The sequence below is a fragment of the Thioclava sp. ISO4 genome, from assembly GCF_058105145.1.
Genome location: NZ_CM176571.1, coordinates 2975403 through 2998243, shown reverse-complemented (window position 1 = coordinate 2998243; position 22841 = coordinate 2975403). Strand labels below are relative to the sequence as shown.

21 protein-coding genes and 1 tRNA gene are annotated in these 22841 nt (G+C 65.2%); 14 read left to right on the top strand and 8 right to left on the bottom strand.

All coding sequences use genetic code 11. The features are described from left to right. Positions 1–15 precede the first annotated feature (15 nt). Both AC2TZ7_RS14680 and AC2TZ7_RS14675 read left to right on the top strand, forming a co-directional pair. On the top strand, positions 16–912 hold the full coding sequence (locus AC2TZ7_RS14680) for a LysR substrate-binding domain-containing protein (RefSeq protein ID WP_489864796.1): 897 nt from the start codon (positions 16–18) through the stop codon (positions 910–912). Between the two features lie 142 nt (positions 913–1054). Next, a complete protein-coding gene (locus tag AC2TZ7_RS14675) occupies positions 1055–1522 on the top strand; it encodes a GNAT family N-acetyltransferase (protein ID WP_098411288.1) in 468 nt (155 codons plus the stop codon). Positions 1523–1612: 90 nt separating this feature from the next. Here the strand turns inward: AC2TZ7_RS14675 and AC2TZ7_RS14670 are convergent, their stop codons facing one another. The 4 genes from AC2TZ7_RS14670 to AC2TZ7_RS14655 form a co-directional block, all read right to left on the bottom strand. Continuing rightward, positions 1613–2818 carry an ABC transporter permease gene (locus AC2TZ7_RS14670; protein ID WP_489864795.1) on the bottom strand — a complete coding sequence of 402 codons (1206 nt, stop codon included), beginning with the start codon at positions 2816–2818 and terminating at the stop codon, positions 1613–1615. Further along, positions 2818–3522: an ABC transporter ATP-binding protein gene (locus AC2TZ7_RS14665; protein WP_078541903.1), complete on the bottom strand. Its 705-nt coding sequence runs from the start codon at positions 3520–3522 to the stop codon at positions 2818–2820. The genes AC2TZ7_RS14670 and AC2TZ7_RS14665 overlap by 1 nt, the downstream gene beginning before the upstream one ends. After that, positions 3519–4736: an efflux RND transporter periplasmic adaptor subunit gene (locus AC2TZ7_RS14660; RefSeq protein ID WP_489864794.1), complete on the bottom strand. Its 1218-nt coding sequence runs from the start codon at positions 4734–4736 to the stop codon at positions 3519–3521. Before AC2TZ7_RS14660 ends, AC2TZ7_RS14665 begins: the two co-directional genes overlap by 4 nt. 223 nt (positions 4737–4959) lie before the next feature. Then, positions 4960–7032 carry a [FeFe] hydrogenase, group A gene (locus AC2TZ7_RS14655; RefSeq protein WP_489864793.1) on the bottom strand — a complete coding sequence of 691 codons (2073 nt, stop codon included), beginning with the start codon at positions 7030–7032 and terminating at the stop codon, positions 4960–4962. A 163-nt stretch (positions 7033–7195) separates the two neighbouring features. Here AC2TZ7_RS14655 and AC2TZ7_RS14650 point away from each other — a divergent pair, with 163 nt between their 5' ends. Beyond that, entirely contained in the window at positions 7196–8044 is an 849-nt protein-coding gene (locus AC2TZ7_RS14650; protein WP_489864792.1) for a COG3904 family protein, read from the top strand. A gap of 59 nt (positions 8045–8103) precedes the next feature. Here the strand turns inward: AC2TZ7_RS14650 and AC2TZ7_RS14645 are convergent, their stop codons facing one another. Next, on the bottom strand, positions 8104–8949 hold the full coding sequence (locus AC2TZ7_RS14645) for a hypothetical protein (RefSeq protein WP_489864791.1): 846 nt from the start codon (positions 8947–8949) through the stop codon (positions 8104–8106). A 331-nt stretch (positions 8950–9280) separates the two neighbouring features. Between AC2TZ7_RS14645 and AC2TZ7_RS14640 the strand changes: the two genes are divergently transcribed. Further along, positions 9281–10210 (top strand): hypothetical protein, encoded by a 930-nt coding sequence (locus tag AC2TZ7_RS14640; protein ID WP_489864790.1) that lies wholly within the window; start codon positions 9281–9283, stop codon positions 10208–10210. A 47-nt stretch (positions 10211–10257) separates the two neighbouring features. Here AC2TZ7_RS14640 and AC2TZ7_RS14635 read toward each other — a convergent pair whose 3' ends face one another. Beyond that, on the bottom strand, positions 10258–11178 hold the full coding sequence (locus AC2TZ7_RS14635; RefSeq protein WP_489864789.1) for a LysR substrate-binding domain-containing protein: 921 nt from the start codon (positions 11176–11178) through the stop codon (positions 10258–10260). A 76-nt stretch (positions 11179–11254) separates the two neighbouring features. Between AC2TZ7_RS14635 and pcaD the strand changes: the two genes are divergently transcribed. The 10 genes from pcaD (at position 11255) to AC2TZ7_RS14585 (ending at position 20149) form a co-directional block, all read left to right on the top strand. After that, positions 11255–12040, top strand: coding sequence for a 3-oxoadipate enol-lactonase (gene pcaD, locus AC2TZ7_RS14630; RefSeq protein ID WP_489864788.1), 786 nt, complete (start codon positions 11255–11257; stop codon positions 12038–12040). Continuing rightward, complete coding sequence (gene pcaC, locus AC2TZ7_RS14625; protein ID WP_210402154.1) at positions 12033–12407, top strand: 4-carboxymuconolactone decarboxylase; 375 nt, start codon at positions 12033–12035, stop codon at positions 12405–12407. Before pcaD ends, pcaC begins: the two co-directional genes overlap by 8 nt. Positions 12408–12454: 47 nt before the next feature. After that, positions 12455–13297 (top strand): 3-oxoadipate:acetyl-CoA acetyltransferase, encoded by an 843-nt coding sequence (locus AC2TZ7_RS14620; protein ID WP_489864787.1) that lies wholly within the window; start codon positions 12455–12457, stop codon positions 13295–13297. Beyond that, positions 13294–14613: a lyase family protein gene (locus AC2TZ7_RS14615; protein WP_489864786.1), complete on the top strand. Its 1320-nt coding sequence runs from the start codon at positions 13294–13296 to the stop codon at positions 14611–14613. The genes AC2TZ7_RS14620 and AC2TZ7_RS14615 overlap by 4 nt, the downstream gene beginning before the upstream one ends. After that, positions 14610–15779, top strand: a complete 1170-nt coding sequence (gene pobA / locus AC2TZ7_RS14610) for a 4-hydroxybenzoate 3-monooxygenase (protein ID WP_489864785.1) — start codon at positions 14610–14612, stop codon at positions 15777–15779. Before AC2TZ7_RS14615 ends, pobA begins: the two co-directional genes overlap by 4 nt. Before the next feature lie 47 nt (positions 15780–15826). Further along, entirely contained in the window at positions 15827–16876 is a 1050-nt protein-coding gene (locus AC2TZ7_RS14605; RefSeq protein ID WP_489864784.1) for a TRAP transporter substrate-binding protein, read from the top strand. A gap of 20 nt (positions 16877–16896) precedes the next feature. After that, on the top strand, positions 16897–17379 hold the full coding sequence (locus AC2TZ7_RS14600; RefSeq protein ID WP_098411275.1) for a TRAP transporter small permease: 483 nt from the start codon (positions 16897–16899) through the stop codon (positions 17377–17379). Next, positions 17379–18734 (top strand): TRAP transporter large permease, encoded by a 1356-nt coding sequence (locus tag AC2TZ7_RS14595; RefSeq protein WP_078540486.1) that lies wholly within the window; start codon positions 17379–17381, stop codon positions 18732–18734. Before AC2TZ7_RS14600 ends, AC2TZ7_RS14595 begins: the two co-directional genes overlap by 1 nt. A gap of 190 nt (positions 18735–18924) precedes the next feature. Further along, the gene (locus AC2TZ7_RS14590) at positions 18925–19368 is read left to right on the top strand and encodes a winged helix domain-containing protein (protein ID WP_489864783.1); all 444 of its coding nucleotides are present in this window, start codon (positions 18925–18927) and stop codon (positions 19366–19368) included. A gap of 448 nt (positions 19369–19816) precedes the next feature. Further along, entirely contained in the window at positions 19817–20149 is a 333-nt protein-coding gene (locus AC2TZ7_RS14585) for an HGGxSTG domain-containing protein (protein ID WP_489864782.1), read from the top strand. A gap of 296 nt (positions 20150–20445) precedes the next feature. Here AC2TZ7_RS14585 and AC2TZ7_RS14580 read toward each other — a convergent pair. Together AC2TZ7_RS14580 and AC2TZ7_RS14575 are read right to left on the bottom strand one after the other, a co-directional pair. Beyond that, positions 20446–20535 (bottom strand) — tRNA-Ser (locus AC2TZ7_RS14580). A 200-nt stretch (positions 20536–20735) separates the two neighbouring features. Continuing rightward, on the bottom strand, positions 20736–22841 hold the full coding sequence (locus AC2TZ7_RS14575) for an ATP-binding cassette domain-containing protein (RefSeq protein ID WP_489864781.1): 2106 nt from the start codon (positions 22839–22841) through the stop codon (positions 20736–20738).

Genomic DNA, 22841 nt, shown 5'->3' with positions numbered 1-22841 from the left:
TTCGAAACCGACATCATGCAACGTCCTTATGATCTGCCCTCGCTCACCTCGCTGAATTGTTTTGAGGCGGCTGCCCGAAAATTAAGCTTCAAGGCGGCCGGGTCGGAGTTGAACGTGACCCCGACCGCCGTCAGCCATCAGATTCGGGCGCTGGAGACCGAGCTGGGCCAAGATCTGTTCCGGCGCCAGCACCGCGGCGTCGAACTGACGGAGGCCGGGGCCTATCTCTTCAACGCCGTGCAGCGCAGTTTTGAAGCCATATCCGACGTGGTTCGGGATATGCGGGGCCCTGCCGCGGAGGATGACGTGATGGTGCTCGCCTCGACCGCGGTCAGTTCTTTGTGGCTCACGCCCAGATTGTCAGAATTCTGGCTGCATCATCCCGACATCAACGTCTCGCAGATCGTGAGCGACGCCGCCGACCTCGACGCGATCGTCGATCTGAGCCTTCACTATGGCGTGTTGCCCGAGGGCGACCAAAGCTGTGCGCAGCTCTTTCAGGATCGCATTTGCGCGGTCAGCTCTCCGGGTTTTGCCGAGCATCATGCAATACGCTCCGCGCGGGATCTGCACCGTGTCCCGCTGATCCATGTCACGCGTGAGCGTCATCCCTGGACTGAATGGCCCGATTGGCTATCCGAACTTGCCTGTCCGCAACCGACAGGCAAACGGGTTACGGTCAACAATTACATGATCGGGCTTCAAATGGCCAAAGAGGGTATGGGGGCCTTGCTTGGCTGGGACGGCCTTGTGGGGCACATTATCGAAGCTGGGGAACTGGTCACGCTTGGCACGGAAAGCGTCGTTTCGCCCCAGTGCTTCTACATCAAGACCCACCGTCGAGCGTCCGCGAAGGCGAAGAAATTCCGCGACTGGCTCGTCGCGCAGAGCGCCAAGGGGGAGGGCGGCTGACCCGCAACGCCCGCGTCGGGCTGGCGGCCATCCAACACTGAAAGCCCCCCGGTTGACCCGGATGGGTCTTCCGTGTCAGGCACGCGACCTTTCATGATGCACCTCGGCGCGCCTGTGCCGGGCCCAGCCGAAGGAAGGACATATGGCACTCACCCTCCGTCGCAACCGCGAGCGCGACCTGACCCCCTTGGCAGCGATGCTGCCGGACGCGGAAATCCCCTTGCTCAATCCCAATGCGAAAGTTCCCTTCGATGAGATGGAATGGCATCGCAAATGGCTTGGAGAGCATGAGGATGTCTCCTTCTACCTTCAGGATGCTGCGGGACGGGATGTGGGGTTTTTCGCCCTGCGCGAGGGTGTCGGGCCGGAAGTGCGCCACCTCACCTATGTCTATCTCGTCGAAGAGGCGCGCGGGGGCGCTGGCGCGGAGCTGACGGAACATGTGGAGCAGGCGGCGCGGGACCTTGGTGCGCTGACCCTGACCTTGAAGGTGGAGCTCGACAACGCGCCCGCCCTCAACGCCTATCTCTCGGCGGGCTACGAGGAGCTGTCGCGTCGTCAGGGCATGGCCACGATGCGGCTTGATCTGGAGGAGCGGCGCGCCGTGTAAGCGGCGCGTGGCCCGCGCGCGCCACAAAGGCCATTCGTGCCGCCCGGTGCCGGGGGCGCAAGAACTCGCCCCCGTCAGGCGGAAGACCCTCTACTGATAATGCAGGGCGTCAATCGGATCGAGCCGGGCCGCCCGACGTGCCGGAAAGTAGCCGAAGACCATCCCCACCACGGCGGAGAAGCCGAAGGCGAGGGCGATGACGTCCAGGCTGGGCGAGAAGGGGATCGCCATGATCTGCGCCGCGACATAGGCGAGGCCGAGGCCGAAGAGGATCCCGATGATCCCGCCCAGAACCGACAGCACCACCGCCTCGACCAGAAACTGCATCAGGACCTGATGCGCCTGCGCGCCGACCGAGAGGCGGATGCCGATCTCGCGGGTCCGCTCGGTCACCGAGACGAGCATGATGTTCATGATGCCGATGCCGCCCACGAGCAGGCTGACCGCCGCGACGGAGGAGAGCAGGCCGGTAAGAACCGAGTTGACCGAATTGAGCATCGAACTCAGTTCGGCCATATCGAAGACCGAGAAATCGTCGTCTTCGCCGATCGCGATGCGGCGACGCTCGCGCATCAGGGCCTCGATATCGGAGGTCGCCCGCTCCACGGAGGCCGTCCGGGCCACCTGAAGCGAAATCGAGGCGACGTCCTGACTGCCCATCAGCCGCCTTTGGACCGTTCGGACCGGCATCAGCACGAGGTCGTCCTGATCCTGCCCGAAGGACCCGGCGCCCTTGGATTTCAGCACGCCGATCACCTCGCAGGAGATCGACTTGATGCGGATCTTCTCGCCGGTCGGGTCGGTCGCGCCGAACAGGGTTGTCCGCACGGTCTCGCCGATGATGCAGAGATTGGCGCCGCTGCGATCCTCCGCCGGGGTGAAGCTGCGTCCGAGCGCGATCGTCCAGCCTCCGATCTCGAGATAGGGTGACGTCGTGCCGGTGATCGATGTCGTGCGGTTGTTGTTGCCGAAGACCACGGTCGCCCCGGTCGAGACGACAGGTGCGACGGCCGAGAGGCTGCTGAGGTCCTCCAGCGCTTCTGCATCCGATAGCTTGAAGGGAGGCGCTGTATCGCGCGATCCGGGCCCCATCATCCGCGCCCCCGAGCGCAGGACCAGCACATTCGTCCCGAGCGACTCCACATTGGCCGAGACCTGTTCGGAGGAGCCTTGCCCGACGGTCACCATCGCGATGACGGCGGCGACCCCGATCACGACGCCCAGCACGGTGAGAAAGGACCGAAGCGCGTTGCGGATGATCGCTGTCAGCGCGAGGCGGATGGTTTCCCAGAGCATCACAGGGCTCCTTCGTGCATCTTCTCGTCGCGCACGACGCGACCGTCGGTGAAGACGACCAGACGGGAGGCATAGGCGGCCATGTCCTCCTCGTGGGTGACCATGACGATGGTCAACCCGGACTCGCGGTTGAGGTCCTGCATCAGGTTCATGATCTCGACGCTGCGTTTGGTGTCGAGGTTGCCGGTGGGCTCGTCGGCGAGCATCACCATCGGCTCACCCGCCAGCGCCCGCGCGATGGCGACGCGTTGCTGCTGACCGCCCGAGAGCTGCGACGGCGTGTGATCCTCGCGCCCCTCGAGCCCGACCCGCGCCAGAGCCTGACGGGCCCGCGCCACGCGTTCGGCCTTGCGCATCCCCTTGTAGATCAGGGGAAGTTCGACATTTTCCAGCGCGGTGGTGCGCGGCAAAAGGTTGTAGCCCTGAAAGACGAAGCCGAGGTAGTGCCGGCGCAGAAGCGCGCGTTGATCGCGGTTCAGGGTCGCGACCTCGACGCCGTTGAACAGGTAATTCCCCGCGGTCGGCCGGTCGAGACAGCCGATGATGTTCATCGCGGTCGATTTTCCCGACCCCGAGGGCCCCATGATAGCAAGGAATTCCCCCGGTTCGACGCGAAGATCGACGCCGTCGAGGGCGCGCACGAGGGTTTCGTCGTGGCCATAGTGGCGCTCGATCCCGCGCAGCTCGAGAAGCGGCTCACTCATCGCGCCATGTCCCGCTGATCGGTGATGACCTGATCGCCGACGGCCAGATCGCCCGCGGTGACGATCGTGAACTTGCCATTGGTCGCCCCCGGCGTGACCGCCACTTCGACGGGGGTGCCGTCGCGAAGAACCCAGACGGATTTCCCGCTCGCGGTGCCGCTCTCCGAACTCGGTCGGCTCGGTATCACGAGCCCGATGAGCCCGCTCGCGCCATTGCCCGCATCTTCGACCTCTTGCGGGGGCGCGTAGCGCAGCGCCGCATTCGGGATCAGAAGCGCGTCCTTGGCCTCGTCCACGGTGATCGTCGCCGTCGCGGTCATGCCGGGGCGCAGGAGAAGATCGGAGTTGTCGACCGCCAGCACGCCCTTGTAGGTCACGACATCGTCGGTGGTCTCGGGGGCGTAGCGCACCTGCGTGATCGTCGCCGGGAATGAGCGCCCGGAATAGGCGTCGACGGTGAATGTCGCGTCATTGCCGACCGCGACCTGCCCGATATCCGCCTCGTCGATATCGACCAGCAACTGCATCCGGCGCAGGTCCTCGGCCAGCGTGAACAGGGTGGGCGCGGACAGCGAGGCGGCCACGATCTGACCGGCCGAGACATTGCGGTCCAGAACGACGCCATTGATCGGGGAGCGGATCACCGATTTCTCCAGATCGTCCTTCTCCAGGGCAAGGTTCGCCTCGGCCAAAGTCAGCGACGCTTTCGCGGCTTGAACAGCGGCCACGGCGCGATCGCGCTGCGCGATATAGGTGACGAAGGTGCTATGGGTTGAGACGCCGCGCCGGTCCAGCTCGGCTTGTGTCTCATAAAGCGCCGTCGCTTCTTTCTGCGTGGCCTCGGCCTGTGCGAGCTGCGCCTTGGCGGCCGCAAGCGCGGCTTCGGCATTGGCGACCTGCGCCTTGAATTTCGTGTCGTCGAGCCGCGCGAGCACCTGACCCACTTTGACCTCGTCGTTGTAATCGACGTCGATGCTATCGAGCGTGCCCGACAGCTCCGAGGAGACCTCAACCTCTGTCGTGGGCTGCACCGTGCCGGTCGCGGTGACCGTGACGGTCAGATCGCCGCGCGTGACGGCTTGCGTCACATAGCTCGTGCCGGTGGTGTCGCCGGAGGGCGCAAGCCAGAGCCACGCGCCGATCGCGATCACGACGGCACCCGCGCCGAAAGCCCAGAGTCGCCAGGGGCGTCCGCTCTTCGCAGTGGACAGCATTTGTTCGATTTCGTCGCGGCTCTGGCTTGGCATAGGTCTTCCGTTCCGGTGTCTCTTCCCGCAGGGCAGGGCAGGTTTACTACGTGCCGGAGCATGAACCCCGTCGCCCGCTATGGCTTTGCTCTAGAACAAGAAAGGAAAAAGAAACGCGCTTGTGATCGTCGGAATGATGAATTTGTGACCTGTCTTCGCCCTCGACGCGGAAAGCCTGCGCAGGAGAGTGTCAAAGGACGGTGCGTGTGAGGGTCTGGATCACCGTTTGAGAACAGCCGTCAGCTTCCACGGTGCTCACCTCCAGATCGAAGCGGCTGCGGCTCCCGTCGGGGGCGAGGACCGTGAGATCGTCGATATCCGAGGCGCGCTCCATCTGGTGACGCGCATATTTCGCGCCGCGCAGGTTCGGCGGCAGCTTCGAGTTGATGAGCCCCGCGATCTCGTCCGCGCCAGTCAGCACGCCGAAGGGAGAGGCGGTCGACCAAACCCCGTCGGGGTGAAACAGCTTTGCGGCCGCCGCACCGTCGCGCCGGTCCACGCAATCCAGAAAGCGCATCAGCAGCGAGCGCTCGGAATGTCTGGCGGCGTAATGGGTGTGAAGCAGGCGATGCGCGGTCGGGGAATTCGGCGCGCCCAGTTCCGAGGCATAGAGCGCCTGCACATCCGCATTCTCATAGGAGCGGCGGCGCGGCGCCTTCGCATCCACACTGTAGATCGCCTTGGCGCGTTTTTGCAGAATATGCGGGTCCATGGATTTCGGCTCGCCGCCGCCGCCGAGGCAGCCGCCGACGCAGGCCATGACTTCGATCGCGACATAGTCGTCGCGCCATGCCTCGTCTTCGAGCATGCGCTGGGCCGACGCGATCCCGTTGCACACGGCCACCGTGCCGACGCCGGGAATGGTCGCGGTCTTCACGCCCTCACGGACGCCGCGCAGCGCCTCCCATTCCAGCGGCAGATCGTGCTCGACCCCTTTGAAATGCGCAGCCGTGCGGACCATCGCCTCCATGACCCCGCCGGAGGCGCCGAATATCTGGGCGGCCCCGGTGCTCTCGCCCAGCGGGCTGTCGAATTGCCCGTCCTCGGAGAGCGCCCCGAACGGGATCCCGCGCGACCGGATCATCCGCGCCAGCTCTCGGGTGGTGAGCACATGATCCACATCGCCAGAGACGCCGGGGCGCTGGGCTTCGTCCTTCTTGGCGGTGCAGGGCATCACGCTCACGACATAGGGCTCGGCTTTGCCGTCTGCGAAATCGGGCCCCAGAGACCGTGCAAAGCGGCCCCGTTTCGCAATCGCGCCATGCATCTGCTGGGGGGATTTGGTCGTGCTCAGATGCGGCAGAAGATCGGGGCGGTTCAGCTCGACCCAATTCACCCAACCCGGACAGCAGGAGGTGAACAGCGGAAGCTCCGTCCCGGCCTCGAGCCGCGACAGCAGTTCGGTGCCTTCCTCCATGATCGTCAGATCGGCGGCGAAATTGGTGTCGAACACGTAATCGAACCCCAGAAGCCGCAGCGCATTGATCAGGCGCCCCGTGCTGACGGTGCCCGGCTCCAACCCGAATTCCTCGCTGATGGCGATGCGGGTCGCCGGGGCCACCTGAACCACGGAGACGCGCCGATGGGCATCGAGCGTTTGCAGCACCGCGTGCCAATGCGGCGCCTCGATCAGCGCGCCAACCGGGCAGACAAGCGTGCACTGGCCACAGGAGATGCAATTGGTCTGCGACAGCGGCACGTCGAAGACCGTGACAGGGCGGCGGTCAAATCCGCGATTGGCGAAGCCGATGACATTCTGGTTCTGGACGGCGTCGCCGCAAACCTCCGCACACAACCCGCATTCGATGCATTTCGACAGATCGCGCCAGATGCTGGGAGAGGTGTGATCGGTCGCGAGATCTTCCGAGGCGGCAGGCGCCCCGGCGGGCATCTTCGGCCAACGCTCCTCCCACTGGTTCTCATGGACGAGACGCTGCAGCTGGCACGCCCCGTTCACCTCGCAGCGCATGCAGTCATTGGGGTGGCGCGCTAGCAACCATTGGGCATCGGCTTTCCGAAAGGCTGCCAGCGCCTCGGTGTCCGTCGCCACGACGTCGCCCTCCTTCGCCAGAGTGCGGCAGGCCGGTTGCGGATTCTGGGTGCCCTCGATCTCCACGAGGCACATGCGGCACACGGCATGGGCGGGCAGGCCGGGGTAATAGCACAGCGTCGGGATATGGATGCCCGCCTGCTTCGCCGCATCCAGCAAGCTGGTGCCCTCGTCGACTTCGACGTGCCGTCCGTTGATCGTAAGCGTGATCATGCGAAGGGACCTCCCGTCTTCTCAGTATAGCAGAGGCCGTCGCCGTGGCAGAAGGCCTGCGTATTCAGCACTGTCTCACAGTGCCGTCACTTTCGGCAAATTCCCATTTTCGCGGCCAGCTGTGCTAGGCTGAGACTCGATGGTGCTCGAAAGGACGGCGTAAATGGCCAGAGCCACCCGGATAATTCAGCCCGCCTCGCACTGGGGGCTCGGCAGCTACTGGCAGGGCGACTGCCCGCCTTGGATCGCGCTCGTGGTGGTGCTGATCGGTGGGCGGTTGGCGGTCGCCGAGTTGTGGCAAGCCATGTCGTCGCCGCTCTCGATGCCGCTTTTCGCGTTGCTCTTCCTCGCAGACATGACACTGGCGCTGTGGCAGCTGGTGGGCGCGTGGCGCAGCCTGTCGCATTGGATCGACGCGCAGGCGCGGGGCCATGTGCTGCTCGCCGGACGCGTGGCGGTGGTGGCGGTCGCGGTGGTGACGGTGACCCATGCGCTCGATCAGGCCGCGCGACAGACAGCGGCCTTGGTGCCGGCCGCCTATGCCGGGCCGCAGCCGCTGGAGGTGCGCAACGGCGTCGCTTATCTGACCGGCGATATCGGCTACGATCTTCTGGCGCGGTTCGAGGCAACCCCGGCGACGGGCGTCTCGGCGGTCGAGCTCGACAGTGCCGGCGGGCAGGTCTTCGCCGCGCGGGCGCTGGCGCAACGCGTGCTGGCGCGGGGGCTGAACACGCAGGTGACGAGACGCTGCTATTCCGCCTGCACGTTGATCTTCATGGCGGGCGCGCATCGCGATCTTGGCCCGGAGGGCAGGCTGGGCTTTCACGGCTATAGCCTGGAAGCCTATCCGCTGCCGATCGACGTCGCGAAAGAGGAAGCGATCGACCGCGCCTTCCTGCGTGATCGGGGCGTAACGGCCAGCTTCGCCACACGCGCCTTCGCGACGCCACACCGCGATATCTGGCGCCCGGACCGCAACGCGCTGGTCGCCGCCGGTGTGCTGCGCGACTAAGGCTCGATTAAGCTTCGTATCTCTGAACTCGGCCTGAGCGGCGAGGACCGCCGCCCGCTTCAGGCGTCGACAGGTTTCACCTTGGGCGGGATCGGGGCCTCGGACGGGGTGATGCCGTGTTTGAGCAGCGCCTTGTGCATGTAGCTGCCGCGCCGGGGCCGGTTGTTCTCGGCCTCTTCCAGACGGGGCTTCATCCGGCGCGCCCACATATGCACTGCATAGGTGTCGTCGGTCAGGAAATCCTTCTCGACGTCGAAGCGCGACATGATCATCTTGTTCCGGTCCTTGAACGAGATCGGATAGAAGGCCTGTTGCGAGAGCGCATGGTCCCATTCGCCAGTCTCGCGCAGGAAGTGGCTCAACGCGGCAGGGCCGGTCAGTCCCCATTCCTGCTCGGAGAAATGCACCGGTGCGCCGCGATCGCGGGCCGCGCGCAATTCCTCTTGCTGCTCTTCCTTCAGCCACGGCCCGATCGCATAGGGATCGGCCACGAAATCGAGCAGCCCGCGCAGCGTCTGCGATTCCGCGGGCAGGCGCATCACCGCGTTGCAGATCAGGTGCGACTTCTCCAGCCCGAAGACGTAATCATCTTTGAAATCGAAGGGCTTCACGCAAAGCACATCGGCATCGACCCAGATGTAATCGGTCTTCTCCATCAGGTGCAGACGCCACAGATCGGCATGGATCGCAGGGCTACCGGTGCGCTTGTGGCGGATGATCTCGTCGCCCGGAAAGATGTCGCGCGCATCGCGCAGCGTCACCCCGGGCGGGGCGTTCGGGATCAGGTTGTAGCAATAGAGCAGCGTGTCATGGCCCGCATCGACGAAGGATTTCAGGCTCAGCTGTTCGAGCCAGGACAGGCGGTCTCCGATCCACAGGGTCGCGATCGTCGGCAGTTGGGACAAGGGTAGGCTCCTGATTGGGAAGGTCTTTCGCGGCGGTCAGGCTGCGGGAGGGCGGTGTCCGGTATGTCCGGTGGAGGTGTCGAGCGTGCAACGCGGGCGAGACTGCACAAAATAGCGTTCACAATATGACGGGTTCGACCCACTCCGCATTCTGCGGCTCAGGCCACGTTCTGCGCTCCGCTCCACTGTTGCCATAAATGTGCCCGATCTCTTTAGTTTTTCTTATGTCGCCCTCGCCGTGACGATAGCATTAAAACATCCGTATGTAATTGATCGGCGCAAGAAAAAATGTCAGACCTCAACCGATCCCGAGCAGGAAAAAGCGATCTCGATGGCCGATGATTTCGAAGACGACACCGCAGGTGGCGAAACCGGGCTCGAGGAGAAGCTGCCCGATTGGTATCGCGAGATTTTCCCCGCAGGTCCCTGCGACGGGTTCTTTGAAAAGCTGGGCGAACACGCGCTGATCCATGTCGCGCGCGATCCGGCCACGCTGGTCGTGACGTTCGACAACCTCTCGGATGCGGGCTATCCGGGCTATGACATCCGGCCCTGGGCCGAGAAATTCATCCGCGACAATGGCTGGAGCCATCTTGGCGTGGTCGCGCAGGGGCCGACTTGGTTTCGCGACGCACGGCTGATCGCCCGGATGGAGGCTTTGCGCGATCAGGGCTTTTTCGAAGGATACGCGCGGGTCGTGATGGCGGGCACCTCGATGGGCGGCTTCGGCGCACTGGCCTTCGCCGATCTCGCGCCGGGCTGCGAGGTGGTGGCCTTCAGCCCGCAGACGACGCTCGCGCGGGCGCTTGTCCCGTGGGAGCGGCGCTTCGCCCGTGGGCGCGATCAGGACTGGTCACTGCCGCGCTCGGATGCGGCTGAACATAGTGGTGCTGCGGCCAAGGTCTGGGTGATCTGCGATCCGTTTCTGCAAGAGGATATGCGTCAGTTCGGGCGTCTGCCGCGCGATAACGTCACGCTGCTCAAGGCGTTCGGGCAGGGGCACAAGACGGCGCTGGTGCTGCGCCGGATGGAGCTTCTGAAGGCGGTCCTTGCGCGCGCGGTCACGGGCGAGCTGAGCGAGGCCTGGTATTATCAGTCGACCCGAGGCCGCAAGGACATCTACCTTTATCGCAAGGTGATGGAAGACCATCTCGCCAGTCGCGGCAAGGAGCATCGCATCCCGCGTCTGGTCGCGGCTTTCAAGGCGCGTAGGCAAGCGCAAAGACAGGCGCGCGCCGCGACGACCTCGCCCGGGTCATAACGCCTTTTGAGGTGTGATACGCCGGGGTAGGGCGGCTTGCCTGCGTCTCAGCCGGACGTCGCCTCGCGTACCCGGGCGGCCTCGTGCATCATCGCGGTCAGCCGGGCGACTTCGGGGCGTTCGGTCATCTCGTGCTTCATCGTCAGCCCGACCGCGCCCGACATGAACTGTGCGCCCAGCGGCAGGCTCACCAGAAGCCCCGAGGCCAGTTCGCGCGCCACCACGCCGCGCGAGATGAACCACAGCATATCCGACCCTTCCAGCAGCCCGAGCCCGGTCGCGAGCGACACGGTCTCGATCGGGCAGCGCGGCTCGGTGATGCCCTGCGCGCCCAGATAATCGTCGACGATGCGCCGGATGATCGCGCCGCGCGTGGGCAGGATCACGTCGCATTGGCGCAGTGCCTCGGGGGCGGGGCTGTTCGCGAAAGGATGGCCCGCGCGCGCCGCGAGGATGACCTCTTCCTCATAGAGGAAATCGAAGCGCAGCCCCGGCATGTCCCCCGCCGCCGGCATCCGCCCGATCATCAGATCCAGCGCGCCGGAGCGGATCCGGTCGAGCAGATACAGGTTCGGCCCGGTGCTGATCGAGAGCCGCGTGCCCGGATGGGCGCGGCTGAAGTCGAGCGCGACGCCCGGAAAGATCGAGCCCGCCACGGTCGGCAGCGCGCCCACATTGATCACGTCGCCGATCCCGTCGCCGCTCAGCGCGGCCGCCCCGGCTTCCAGTTCCTGCAGCGCCTGTATCGCATGGCGGCGAAACGCCTCGCCCGCGGGCGTCACGGTCAACCGCCGTCCGCGCCGCTCCAGAAGCGCGCCGCCCAGCATCGCCTCCATCTCGGAGAGGGTTTTCGACAAGGCAGGCTGTGAAATCCCCTGTTTGCGCGCCGCAGCCGACACGCCGCCTGCCTCGATCGTGTCGAGAAAGGCGCGGATGTGCCGCAGCTTGAGACCTTTATGCATAGCCATGGGGTTATGGATTAACGTGCATTTTATATTTGGCTCAAGCGAAAACTTCAGAAAAGATTATGGTGGGAGGACGAGGATGCACGCACTTATTTGCGACTGGGGGCATATCCATTACCGCGAAGACGGTGTGGCACAGGGCGTTCCGGTTATATGTCTGAACTCGCTGGGCACCGATCTGCGGATGTGGGATGGGCTTGTCGCCCCGCTCTCCGGCTATCGTCTGGTGCGCATGGACAAGCGCGGCCACGGGCTGAGCGCGACCTCTGACGCTGCCCCCACGATCACCGATCTGGCGCGCGATGCGCTGGCGGTGGCCGATCATCTGGGCATCGAGCGGGCGGTTTTCGTCGGCTGTTCGATCGGCGGCATGATCGCGCAGGAGATCGCGCGGATCGCCCCTGAACGCGTGCGTGCGCTGGTGCTGAGCAACACGGCGGCCAAGATCGGCACGGAAGAAAGCTGGGCCGAGCGGATCGCCACCGTGGAAAGCCAGGGCCTGCCCGCGATGGCGCAAGGCGTGATCGCGCGCTGGTTCGGCCCCACCTTCCGCGCCCATCCCGATTGCGCGCTCTGGGTGACGGAGGTCGCGCGCACCGATGCCAAAGGCTATGCGAATTGCTGCGCGGCGCTCGCCCGGGCCGATCTGCGCGACGCTCTGCCCAAGATTACCGCCCCGACGCTGGTAATCGCGGGCAGCCATGACGGCGCGACCCCGCCCGAGCAGGTCATGGAGATGGCCGCAGCCATTCCCGGCGCGCGGGCCGAATTGATTGAAGGCGCGGGGCATATTCCCGCAATCGAGGCGCCCGAGCAGGTGGCGCGCCTCATCACTGAATTTCTGAAGGAGCACGAGCGTGTCTGAGCGATATGAAGCAGGGATGGAAACGCGCCGTCGCGTGTTGGGCGACGCCCATGTCGACCGCGCCGATGCGGGCAAGACCGAGTTCGATGCGCCGTTTCAGGAATTCATCACCGAAGGCGCCTGGGGCTCGGTCTGGTCGCGGCCCGATCTGACGCCGCGCGAACGTTCCATCGTGACGATCGCGCTTCTGGCGGCGCAGGGCAATCACGAGGAGATCGCGATGCATACCCGCGCCACCGCCAACACGGGCGCCTCCCCCGAGGACCTGCGCGAAGCGATGCTGCATGTCGCGGTCTATGCGGGCGTGCCGCGCGCCAATCACGCGATCAAGATCATCAAGGAAACGCTGAAGGAGATGGGCCAATGACATTCAACCTGATCCCGCGCGCAACCGTCAGCTTCGATATCTGAGCCATGACCCAGGACCCTTGCATCATCTGTGTCGCGATCACCGGCTCCGTACCGCAGCAATCCGACAACCCCGCCGTGCCGATCACGATCTCCGAGCAGATCGAGTCGACGCAGGCCGCGTTCGAGGCGGGCGCGACCATCGCGCATTGCCATGTGCGCAACGAGGACGGCTCGCCCAGCTCCGACCCCGACCGCTTCGCGCGGCTGATGGAGGGGCTGCACCAGCATTGCCCTGGCATGATCGTGCAGCTCTCCACCGGCGGCCGGTCCGGCGCGGGCAAGACGCGGGGCGGGATGCTGCCTTTGCGGCCCGACATGGCCTCGCTCTCGGTCGGGTCGAACAACTTCCCGACGCGGGTCTATGAGAACCCGCCGGATCTGGTCGATTGGCTGGCCTCCGAGATGAAGACCTACGATGTGCGCCCCGAGATCGAGTGCTTCGATCTCAGTCACATCTTTCAGGCCGCGAAGCTGGTCGGCGACGGGCGGCTGCCCGCGAATGTCCATGTGCAATTCGTGATGGGCGTGAAGAACGCGATGCCGGTCGACCGCGCGGCGTTTGATTTCATGCGTGAGACCCGTGCGCGCGTTCTGCCCGAGGCGACATGGTGCGCGGCGGGCGTCGGGCCGGGGCAGGCGATCGTCAATCAATGGTGCATCGAGACCGGCGGGCATTGCCGCACCGGGCTGGAGGACAACATCCGGCTCGATCGCGAAACGCTCGCGCCGTCGAATGCGGCGCTGGTGCAGCGCACGGTCGATCTGTGCGAAAAGGCGGGCCGTCCGGTTGCCACATGGCAGCAGGCGCGCGAGATCCTCGCGCTGCCGATGAAGGGGGCCGCATGAGCCTGTCGCCCCTCGACAGCCCGCTCTGGTCCGGTCTCTACGGCGATCCGGAACTGGGTGCGATGCTTGGCGATGCTGCGCTGTTGGCTGCAATGGTGCGGGTGGAAGTGGCGCTGGCCGAGGCCTGCGCGGCCGAGAGGATCGTGTCCGAGAGCGCGGCTGCCGAGATCGCGCAGCAGTTGACCGGCTATCAACCCGATCCGACGGCACTGGCCGCAGGAGCAGCGCGCGATGGCGTGCCGGTTCCGGCGCTGCTGGGCGATCTGCGCGGTAAGCTGTCGGAAGAGGCGGGGCAGGCGCTCCATTGGGGGGCGACCTCGCAGGACATTATCGACAGTGCAACGGCACTTGTGATGACGCAGGCGCTCGCCGTGATCGCGGCGCGGCTGCGGCGCGTGATCCGCGCAACCGGTGTGCTGGCCGGGCGCGAGGCGGAGACGGTGATGGCCGGGCGCACCCGTAGCCAGATCGGTCTGCCGGTGACCTTCGGCGCGCTGGTGGCGTCCTGGGGCCAGCCGCTGATCGACGCGGCGGCGCGTATGGCGGTGATGCAAGGCGCGGGCCGGATCTCGCTGCATGGCGCGGTCGGGACCGATGCGGCGCTGGGCGACAAGGCGCAGGCCGTGCGCAATCGCATGGCTGCGGCGCTGGGCCTGCAGGCCGAGGATCAGCCGTGGCACAGCCGCCGCGACGCGATGGCCGCGACCGGGGCGCAGGCGGTGCTGTTGACCGGTTCTCTGGGCAAGATCGGCACGGATGTCGTGACGCTCGCGCAATCGGGCATCAACGAGGTGCGGATCGCGGGCGGGGGCTCCTCGACCATGCCGCATAAATCGAACCCCGTGGCCGCCGAGGCGCTGGTGGCGCTGGCGCGGCACGCGGCGTATCTGCAGGTAAGCCTCTTCGAATCCGCGCTGCATGGTCAGTTCCGCGACGGTGCCGCCTGGGCGCTGGAATGGATGAGCCTGCGCCCGATCCTCGTGGCCTGCGGCGCGGCGCTGCGCCTTGCCGGAGAGATGCTGGACGGGCTCGAGGCCGACGCGCCCCGGATGCGCGCCAATCTCGAAGCGGCGGGCTTCGGCCCCTATGCCGAGCGCGCGATTTTCACGCTGGCCAAGACGCTGCCGCGCAACGCGGCGAAGACAGCGGTGCAAGAGGCGATGGCCGCACCCGATCCGGCGGCGGCTCTGCTGGCCGCCCATCCCGAACTCGACGGGGACACCCTGACCGATCCGCTTCTCGCGGCAGGGCAGGCCCCGGCGCAGGCGCGCGCTTTCGCGCAGCGCTGCAATGACCTTTGCGGAGGAGACGCATGAAGACCCAAGTCGCGATCATCGGCGGGGGCCCGGCCGGGCTGCTGCTGTCGCAATTGCTCGACCTGCATGGGATCGAGAGCGTCGTGCTGGAACGGCGCTCGCGCGACTATGTTCTGTCGCGGATCCGGGCCGGGGTGCTCGAACAGGGCACCGTCGATCTGCTGCGCGCCGCTGAAGTGGGCGCGCGGATGGACCGTCAGGGCGAAATCCATGACGGCGTCGAGATCTCGTGGCATGACGAGCGGCTCAATATCGACATCAAGGACCTGACGGGCCGCGGCGTGATGGTCTATGGCCAGACCGAGGTGACGCAGGACCTGTATACCGCCCGCGATGCGCGCGGCGGCACCGTGTTGCACGAGGCCGAGGTGACCGCGATCGAGGGGATCGAAGGCGACGGCGTCACCGTGCATTTCACCCATGAGGGCGAGGCGAAGACCCTGACCGCCGATTTCGTCGCGGGCTGCGACGGCTTCCACGGGCCTTCGCGCAAAGCGATCCCGGAAAGCCATCGTCAGGAATTCGAGCGTGCCTATCCGTTCGGCTGGCTCGGCCTTCTGTCCGAGACGCCGCCCGCCGCGCCCGAGCTGATCTACGCGGCCCATGATCGGGGCTTTGCGCTGTGTTCGATGCGCTCGCCCACGCTGAGCCGCTATTACGTGCAGGTGCCGCTGAGCGAGAAGCTGGAAGACTGGCCCGCCGAGCGGTTCTGGGACGAGCTGCGCACCCGCATCCCGGCCGATGTGGCCGAGACGCTGGTCACCGGCGAGCCGCTGGAGATGTCGATCGCGCCGCTGCGCAGCTTCGTCTCCGAGCCGATGCGCCACGGGCGTCTGTTCCTTGCGGGCGACAGCGCCCATATCGTGCCGCCGACCGGCGCGAAGGGCCTGAACCTCGCGGCCTCGGATGTCTATTATTTGCACCGCGCCTTCGACCGGTTCTACAACCACGGCACGCCCGCAGGGCTCGACGCCTATTCCGAGACGGCGCTGTCGCGGGTCTGGAAATGCGAGCGCTTCTCGTGGTGGATGACCTCGATGCTGCACGATTTCCCGGAAACGGGTGCGTTCGAGCGCCGGATGCAGCGCGCGGAGTTCGAGTATCTCCAGATGTCGGAGACCGCACGCAAGAGCTTTGCTGAAAACTACGTGGGCCTGCCTTACTGACGGGCCGAACCGCCCCCGCGCGCGGGGCATAAAGGGAGGAAATAACGATGAAATTTACGAAACTGCTGGGCCTGAGCGCCGCGGCCATGCTTTGGGCAAGCGGGAGCTTCGCACAGGAGATCACCCTCAAGCTGCACCATTTCCTTGGCGCCAAGGCGCCGGTGCAGACGCAGATGCTGGAGCCCTGGGCCAAGCGCGTCGAAGAGCTGTCGAACGGCAAGGTCAAGATCGACATCTACCCGGCGATGACGCTGGGCGGTCGCCCGCCCGAGCTGGTGCAGCAGGCGCGTGACGGCGTGGTCGATCTGGTCTGGACGCTCAACGGCTATACGCCGGGTCTCTTCCCGCGCACCGAAGTGTTCGAACTGCCGACCGTCTTCAACAACGACCCGGCCGCGACCAACCTCGCGATGCGCGACATGTTCGACAAGGAGTTGAAGCAGGAATACGAGGATAAGGGCCTCGAAGTGATGTTCCTGCACGCCCATGCGGGTAACGGCATCCACACCGTGGATACCCCGGTTCACAGCCCCGCCGACGTGAAGGGCATGAAGCTGCGCACGCCGTCGCGCACGGGCGCCTGGGTGATCGAGGCGCTGAACGCGCAGCCGGTCGCGATGCCGGTGCCGGAACTGCCGCAGGCGCTCTCGAAGAAGGTCGTGGACGGCGCGCTGATCCCGTGGGAAATCATCCCCGCGCTGAAGCTGCAGCAGCAGACCGAGTATCAGGTCGAAGGGCAGGACCATTGGCGTCTGGGCACCTCGATCTTCCAGGTGTCGATGAACAAGGCGAAATGGGACAGCCTGCCCGATGACGTCAAAGCGGCGTTCCGCAAAGCCTCCGACGAGGAGTGGCTGAAGCAGGTCGGTGATATCTGGCGCACCAGCGACAATAACGGGATCAAGGCCGCCGAAGCGGATGGCAACGAGCTGATCACGCTCTCGGCCGATGAGACCCAAGCCTTCAAGGATGCGATGCAGCCGGTCGTCACCCGTTGGGAAGACGAGGTGAAAGGCCAAGGCATCGACGGTCCGGCGCTGGTGAAAGAAGCCCGCGAGCTGACCGCTGAAGAAGAAAAGAACCTGGCGAGCCAGTAACCAACGGAGCGGCGACGATCATGCATTCTGCAACTGAGACTTTCTTGCGCAAGGCGATCTATGCCTGGGCCCTCGCCGGAGGCGGGGTGCTTGCAGCGATCGTCGCCGTAAACGTCTGGACCGTGGTGGGCGGCTTTATCGGGCTGCCCTTCGCGGGAGACTTCGAACTGACGGAGATGGGGGTCGCCATCGCGGCCTTCATGTTCCTGCCTTACTGCCAACTCGCCGATCAGAACGTGACGGCGGATATCTTCACCTCGAAACTGAGCGCCGCCGTGCAGCGCCGCTTCTCGTCGATCGGCTCGGTGCTGGCGCTGGGCTTCGCGGCGCTCCTTCTGTGGCGGATGTATTTCGGGATGCTCGACCAGAAATCCTATTCGCTCGCGACCACGATCCTGCAGATCCCGGTCTGGTGGGCCTACCTTCCCGCGCTTGCTTCGCTGGCGCTACTTTTCATCGCCGCAGCGCTGAGCCTGCGGGACAACTGGACGGGGCGTGCCTGATGGACCCGATTACTCTCGGCCTGCTGGGCCTCGCCATTCTCGTGGGGCTCATCGTGATGCGTGTGCCCATCGCCTACGCGATGATCCTCGTGGGCGCTGGCGGCACCGCGATCATCAACGGCCCGGCGATCCTGCTGAGCCAGCTCAAGACGCTCGCTTATGGCCAGTTCTCGATCTATGACCTCTCGGTCGTGCCGATGTTCGTCCTGATGGGGGCGCTGGCGACCAAGACGGGCCTCTCGCGCGACATGTTCCGCGCCGCGAACGCGTGGTTCGGCTGGATGCGCGGCGGCACCGCGATGGCCTCGATCGCCGCCTGCGCGGGCTTCGGCGCGGTCTGCGGGTCTTCGCTCGCCACGGCCTCGACGATGGGCAAAGTCGCTCTGCCGGAGCTGGAGCGCTACAACTATTCGCCGGCGCTCGCGACCGGCTCGGTCGCGGCGGGCGGCGTGCTGGGCATCCTGATCCCGCCCTCGGTGATCCTCGTGATCTACGCGGTGATCGTGGAGGCCAATATCGTCACCATGTTCATGGCCGCGCTGATCCCCGGTCTGATCGCCGTCGTGCTGTTCCTGATGACCATCGCGATCTATGTCCGCCTCGTGCCGAGCGCGGGCCCCGCGCAGGGCGTGTCGGACAAGGAAGAGTTCTGGGCGGCCACGCGCGGCGTGCTGCCGGTGCTGGGCATCTTCGGCGTGGTGATCGGCGGCATCTATGCGGGCTTCTACAACCCCACGCCTGCCGCTGCGATCGGTGTCTTCGCGGTCTTCGTCTACGGGCTCTTCCGCGGGCTGATGTCGCGCGAGGCGATGCGCTCGTCCATTCTCGAGACCGCGGGCACCACGGGCATGATCTACCTGATCCTGCTGGGCGCCGAGCTTCTGAAGATCTTCATGTCGCGGGCAGGGGTGCCGCAGGCCGCTGCCGATATGGCGGTGAATTCCGGCCTGCCGCCGATGATGGTGATGGCGATCCTGCTGATCGCGCTGATCGTGCTGGGCTGCCTGATGGACTCGATGTCGATGATCCTGCTGGTGCTGCCCTTCTTCTGGCCGGTGCTGGTCGAGATCAACGGCGGGCTTTACCAGATGGCGGACGGCTCTGGCTTCGGCCTCTCGACCGACGAGCTGAAGGTCTGGTTCGGTATCCTCGCGCTTGTCGTCGTGGAGTTGGGGCTGATCACGCCGCCGGTGGGGATGAATGTCTTCGTGATCTCGGCGCTGGCGAAGAACGTGCCGATGGGCACCACCTTCCGCGGTGTCTTCCCGTTCTTCCTGTCCGAGCTGGTGCGCGTCGCGCTCCTGCTGGGCTTCCCGGCGCTGACGCTGTGGCTGCCGCGGGTGCTGGGCGGCTGAGCCACCTCAGACAAGCGGATGAGACGAAACGGGGGGCGCAATCGCCCTCCGTTTCGCATTCAGCCCGCGCGCATCGGGGCGAGGGCTTGCCCGCAACAAGAGGTCGCTGTCGCCGGGCAGGGTTTCGCATGGGTCTGGAAACGGGGCGGAAGCGATTGAAAACTGGCGACCTTCGCGGGCAGATGCGCGGATGTGGCGCGCGAAGGCGATCCGAGGCGGGGTGAAGGGATGTACCCCGATTGACCATCCCGGCCCGCGTTGGTCGGCCTATGTCCACAAACTCAAGGAACATGGCGTGCGGATCGAGACGGTCCACGAGCGCCACGAAGGAGCCTTCCCCGGCACTCATCAGACCGACAACAAGGAGAGCAAACGACGCGGACGGGCCAAGAATTGCGAACATCTCCGTTCTGTTCTTTGCGTCCTCGATCTGATTATCCAACGCGGTGAGGCGCGCGAGGCCATCGGTAAAGTCGGCTTTCGTCGCGGCGTCTTGGTGGCTGCTATCCCGCACGTCTCTGAGGTGCGCTGCGAGTTGTCGTGCGGCTTGGTAGTCCTCCCGATAGTCAAAGAAAGCTCTTTCGGGTCTGAGAGCGATTCCGAGCGTGAGAAGCCAAATCACCGACAAAACTAGCCATAGACGAAAGAGTCCGTTCTTCCATCGCATCCTTCAACCGTCCTTTGATGAGTTCATGAGGCCAAGACCGACCAAGCCGAGAAGGCTGGCGATTATAGGGTGTGAGAACTTTGCCCAATCCCATGCCCATGTCGGGATACTCCAAGCGGCAATCGCACCCTCGACCACCGCTCGGAGCGGGATTGCTAGGATGCTCTCAACGGTAATCGTGTCGGACTGAGACAGCGCGAGGAATCCGACCACGAGAATGAGCATCGCCTTTAGCATACCCCAAAGAACGGCAGCGATGAGCCATAGAGGCCAGAGACCACCCAGAAAAAGGAGTGCTGCAATTGTTTCAAGCCACATACAAATCTCGAATTATGAAATTGAGAACAACGTTACCACAGGAGTCCCGTAACGTGGGCAGCAGTTTTCTCTGCACATCTTGGTCTTGAGAGGCAGTATGAATAGCTATCCGAAAGCGGGGTTTCCGAAACCAATACGCGCGCGCATGGGGTGGGGTGTTAGCTTGGACGCTTCGGAAACGGCATGGATCAAGGCACAACTGGCCGCAGCCCTTGCTCGCGAGCGAGCGAGACAGGCCAAGCGCCGTGTGCGCTGCGGAGCCAAGACCCGCAAGGGCCATCCGTGCAAAGCGCTCAGCCTTCCCGGCAAGCGGCGATGCAAGTTTCACGGTGGGCTATCGACCGGGCCGAAAACAGCCGAGGGGATCGAGCGCATCCGAGAGGCGCAGAGGCGGCGCTGGGCGTGCTCGTGCGATGTTGGAAAATGTTGAGCTTGGGGGGCGGCGAAAGGTTGGGAAGCCTGCGACCGGAAACCCGCGCTCCCGGTGCGTTTGCAATATGCTCAGCGCTAAGCCGGGGTAGGGGGCGATTTCCTCAATTGCGGATGTGCGCGTCGAGCGAACGCCCTGGTTTGCCGTTTGCCTCGCCCAGAGATTGGGCCACCCCCTTACCAATCGAGGGTCGCGCGATGCGTAGGGCAGCGAATCCCAAGCGTTTTTTCTTTGGTGGGCTTTTCGGTGGGTGGCGCCTGAGTAATTGAAAATAATTCAATTAAATCAAGGCGTAATGGCGGAGACGAAGGGATTCGAACCCTCGAGACCCTTCCGGGCCTACTCCCTTAGCAGGGGAGCGCCTTCGACCACTCGGCCACGTCTCCGCGGACCCGTATAGGGATCGTCTCGGGGGGAGACAAGCGGTTTTTCGGCGGAATTTCGGGTGGTTTGCGATTTCCCTGGCGTGGGGCGGCGGAGACGCAGGCAGGGGCGCGGGGCGGCATGGGGCAGGGGCGCCGGGCGCAAAGAAAAACGCGCGCGAGGTGTCTCGCGCGCGTTTCGTTTTCAAGGGGTTTCGCTTGGCTTAGCGGGTGGTCTCGCCGCGCCGGCGCACCACCACGTCGACCGTGATCGATGCAAGCAGCACCGCCGCCGTCGCCATCAGCTGCACCGCCGCCGGCAGGCCCAGAAGCGCCATGCCGTTGACGATGGCCGCGATCACGACGCCACCGAGGATCGCGTGGATCGGATGACCGCGCCCGCCGAACAGCGAGGTGCCGCCGATCACCGCGGTCGCGACGACGTAGAGCACGATCGTGCCGCCATCGAAGCTGGTGGAGATCGAGCGCAGGCGCGAGGCGTAGATGATGCCGCCCAGACCCGCCGTCGTCGCGGCCAGCGTGAAGGCTGCGGTCCGGATCAGGCGCAGGTTGATGCCGGCCCGGCGCGCGGCCTCGGCATTGCCGCCGATCGCGAGGACATAGCGGCCGAATTTCAGCCGTCCCAGCAGGAAGGACCATGCCAGCAGCACCGCGAAGACGATCGGGATTACCCACGGCATCCCCGAGAGCGGGAAGCGTGCGACGCCGCGGTTCATGTTGGAGATCGTCACCAGCACGATACCCGCGACCACGGCGGCCGCGATCTTCGCGATGGTGAGGCCCATCGGCGGCGCGACGAGGCCGCTCTGGCGGCGTTTCGCATCCTTGTGGAAGGTCATGATCGCGAAGACCAGAACCACCGCTCCGGTCATCAGCCACCCCATCAGGGGCGTCAGCGTGCCATTGGCGAAATTGTTGATCGTGTCACTCGCGACAGGGATCGTCCCCCCGGCGCCGAGCAGTTGGATCATCAACCCGTTGAAGCCCAGAAGGCCCGCCAGCGTGACGACGAAAGAGGGCAGTTTGAGCCGCGTGATCAGCGAGCCCTGGAAGATGCCCAGCACCGCCGGCACGGCCAGACCTGCCGCGACAGCCGCCCACCAGGGCCAGTCGGTGCCCGGCGCCACCAGCAGCGTCGCCACCGTCGCGCCGATCCCGGCCACGAAGCCGAGCGACAGGTCGATCTCGCCCAGCAAGAGCACGAAGACCTGTCCCATCCCGATCATCATGAAGACCGAGCCCTGAACGAGCAGGTTCACGACATTCCCCGGCGAGAGGAATTTCGGGTTCTGCAGCTGGAAGATCAGCGAGATCAGCACGAAGCCCAGAAGCACCGGCAGCACGCCGCTTTCGCCCGCCTTGATCTTCGCCCATGTGCGCGAGAGGTAGCTTGCAAAGCTCTGATCCTCGGTCGTGGCGCCCACCACGGCGGAGGGGCCGCTTTCGCCCGAGACCTCGCGTTGGGCCGCGACCTCCTTGGCGTTTTCGGCGGCGATCGAGGCGGCGGCGCGCATCGCGCCCGGCTCGACCACATGGTCGGATTTGCCCGTGGTCATCAGTTCGACCACGCGCTGGGTGTCGTATTCGTCGATCGGGCCCTGGCTGACCATCTCGCCCAGACGCAGGATCGCGATCCTGTCGGAGACCGCGAAGACGTCGTTGAGGTTGTGCGAGATCATCACCACCGCGAGACCCTGATCGGCGAGGCGGCGCACCAGTTGCAGCACCTGACCGGTCTGGGCCACGCCGAGCGCCGCCGTGGGCTCGTCGAGGATCACCAGTTTGGAATTCCACATCACGGCCTTAGCGACCGCGATCGATTGCCGCTGACCGCCCGAGAGCGCCGAGACCGGCGCGCGGATCGAGCGCAGCGTGGTCACACGCAGCCCTTTGAGCGTCTCTGCCGCGGCGCGCTCCATCGCGTCCTCGTCGAGCATCCCGTTGGTCAGGATTTCGCGTCCGAGGAACATGTTCTGCACGACGTCGAGATTGTCGCACAGCGCAAGGTCCTGATAGACGACCTCGATGCCCAGCTCCGCACTGTCGCGTGGCGAGCGGACGCGGACGTCGTTGCCTTCCCATTCGATCACGCCGCCATCGGCTTCATGGATGCCGGCGATGGTTTTGGTCAGCACGGATTTGCCCGCGCCATTGTCACCGACCAGTGCCGTCACCTCGCCGGGGCGGACGTCGAAATCGACCCCGCTGAGCGCCTGCACTGCACCGAAGCTCTTTTCGAGACCCCGAATACGGAGGATCGCGTCGCGATCCTCCGTCAGGGACCCGGTACCGTTACCCGTGTCCATCAT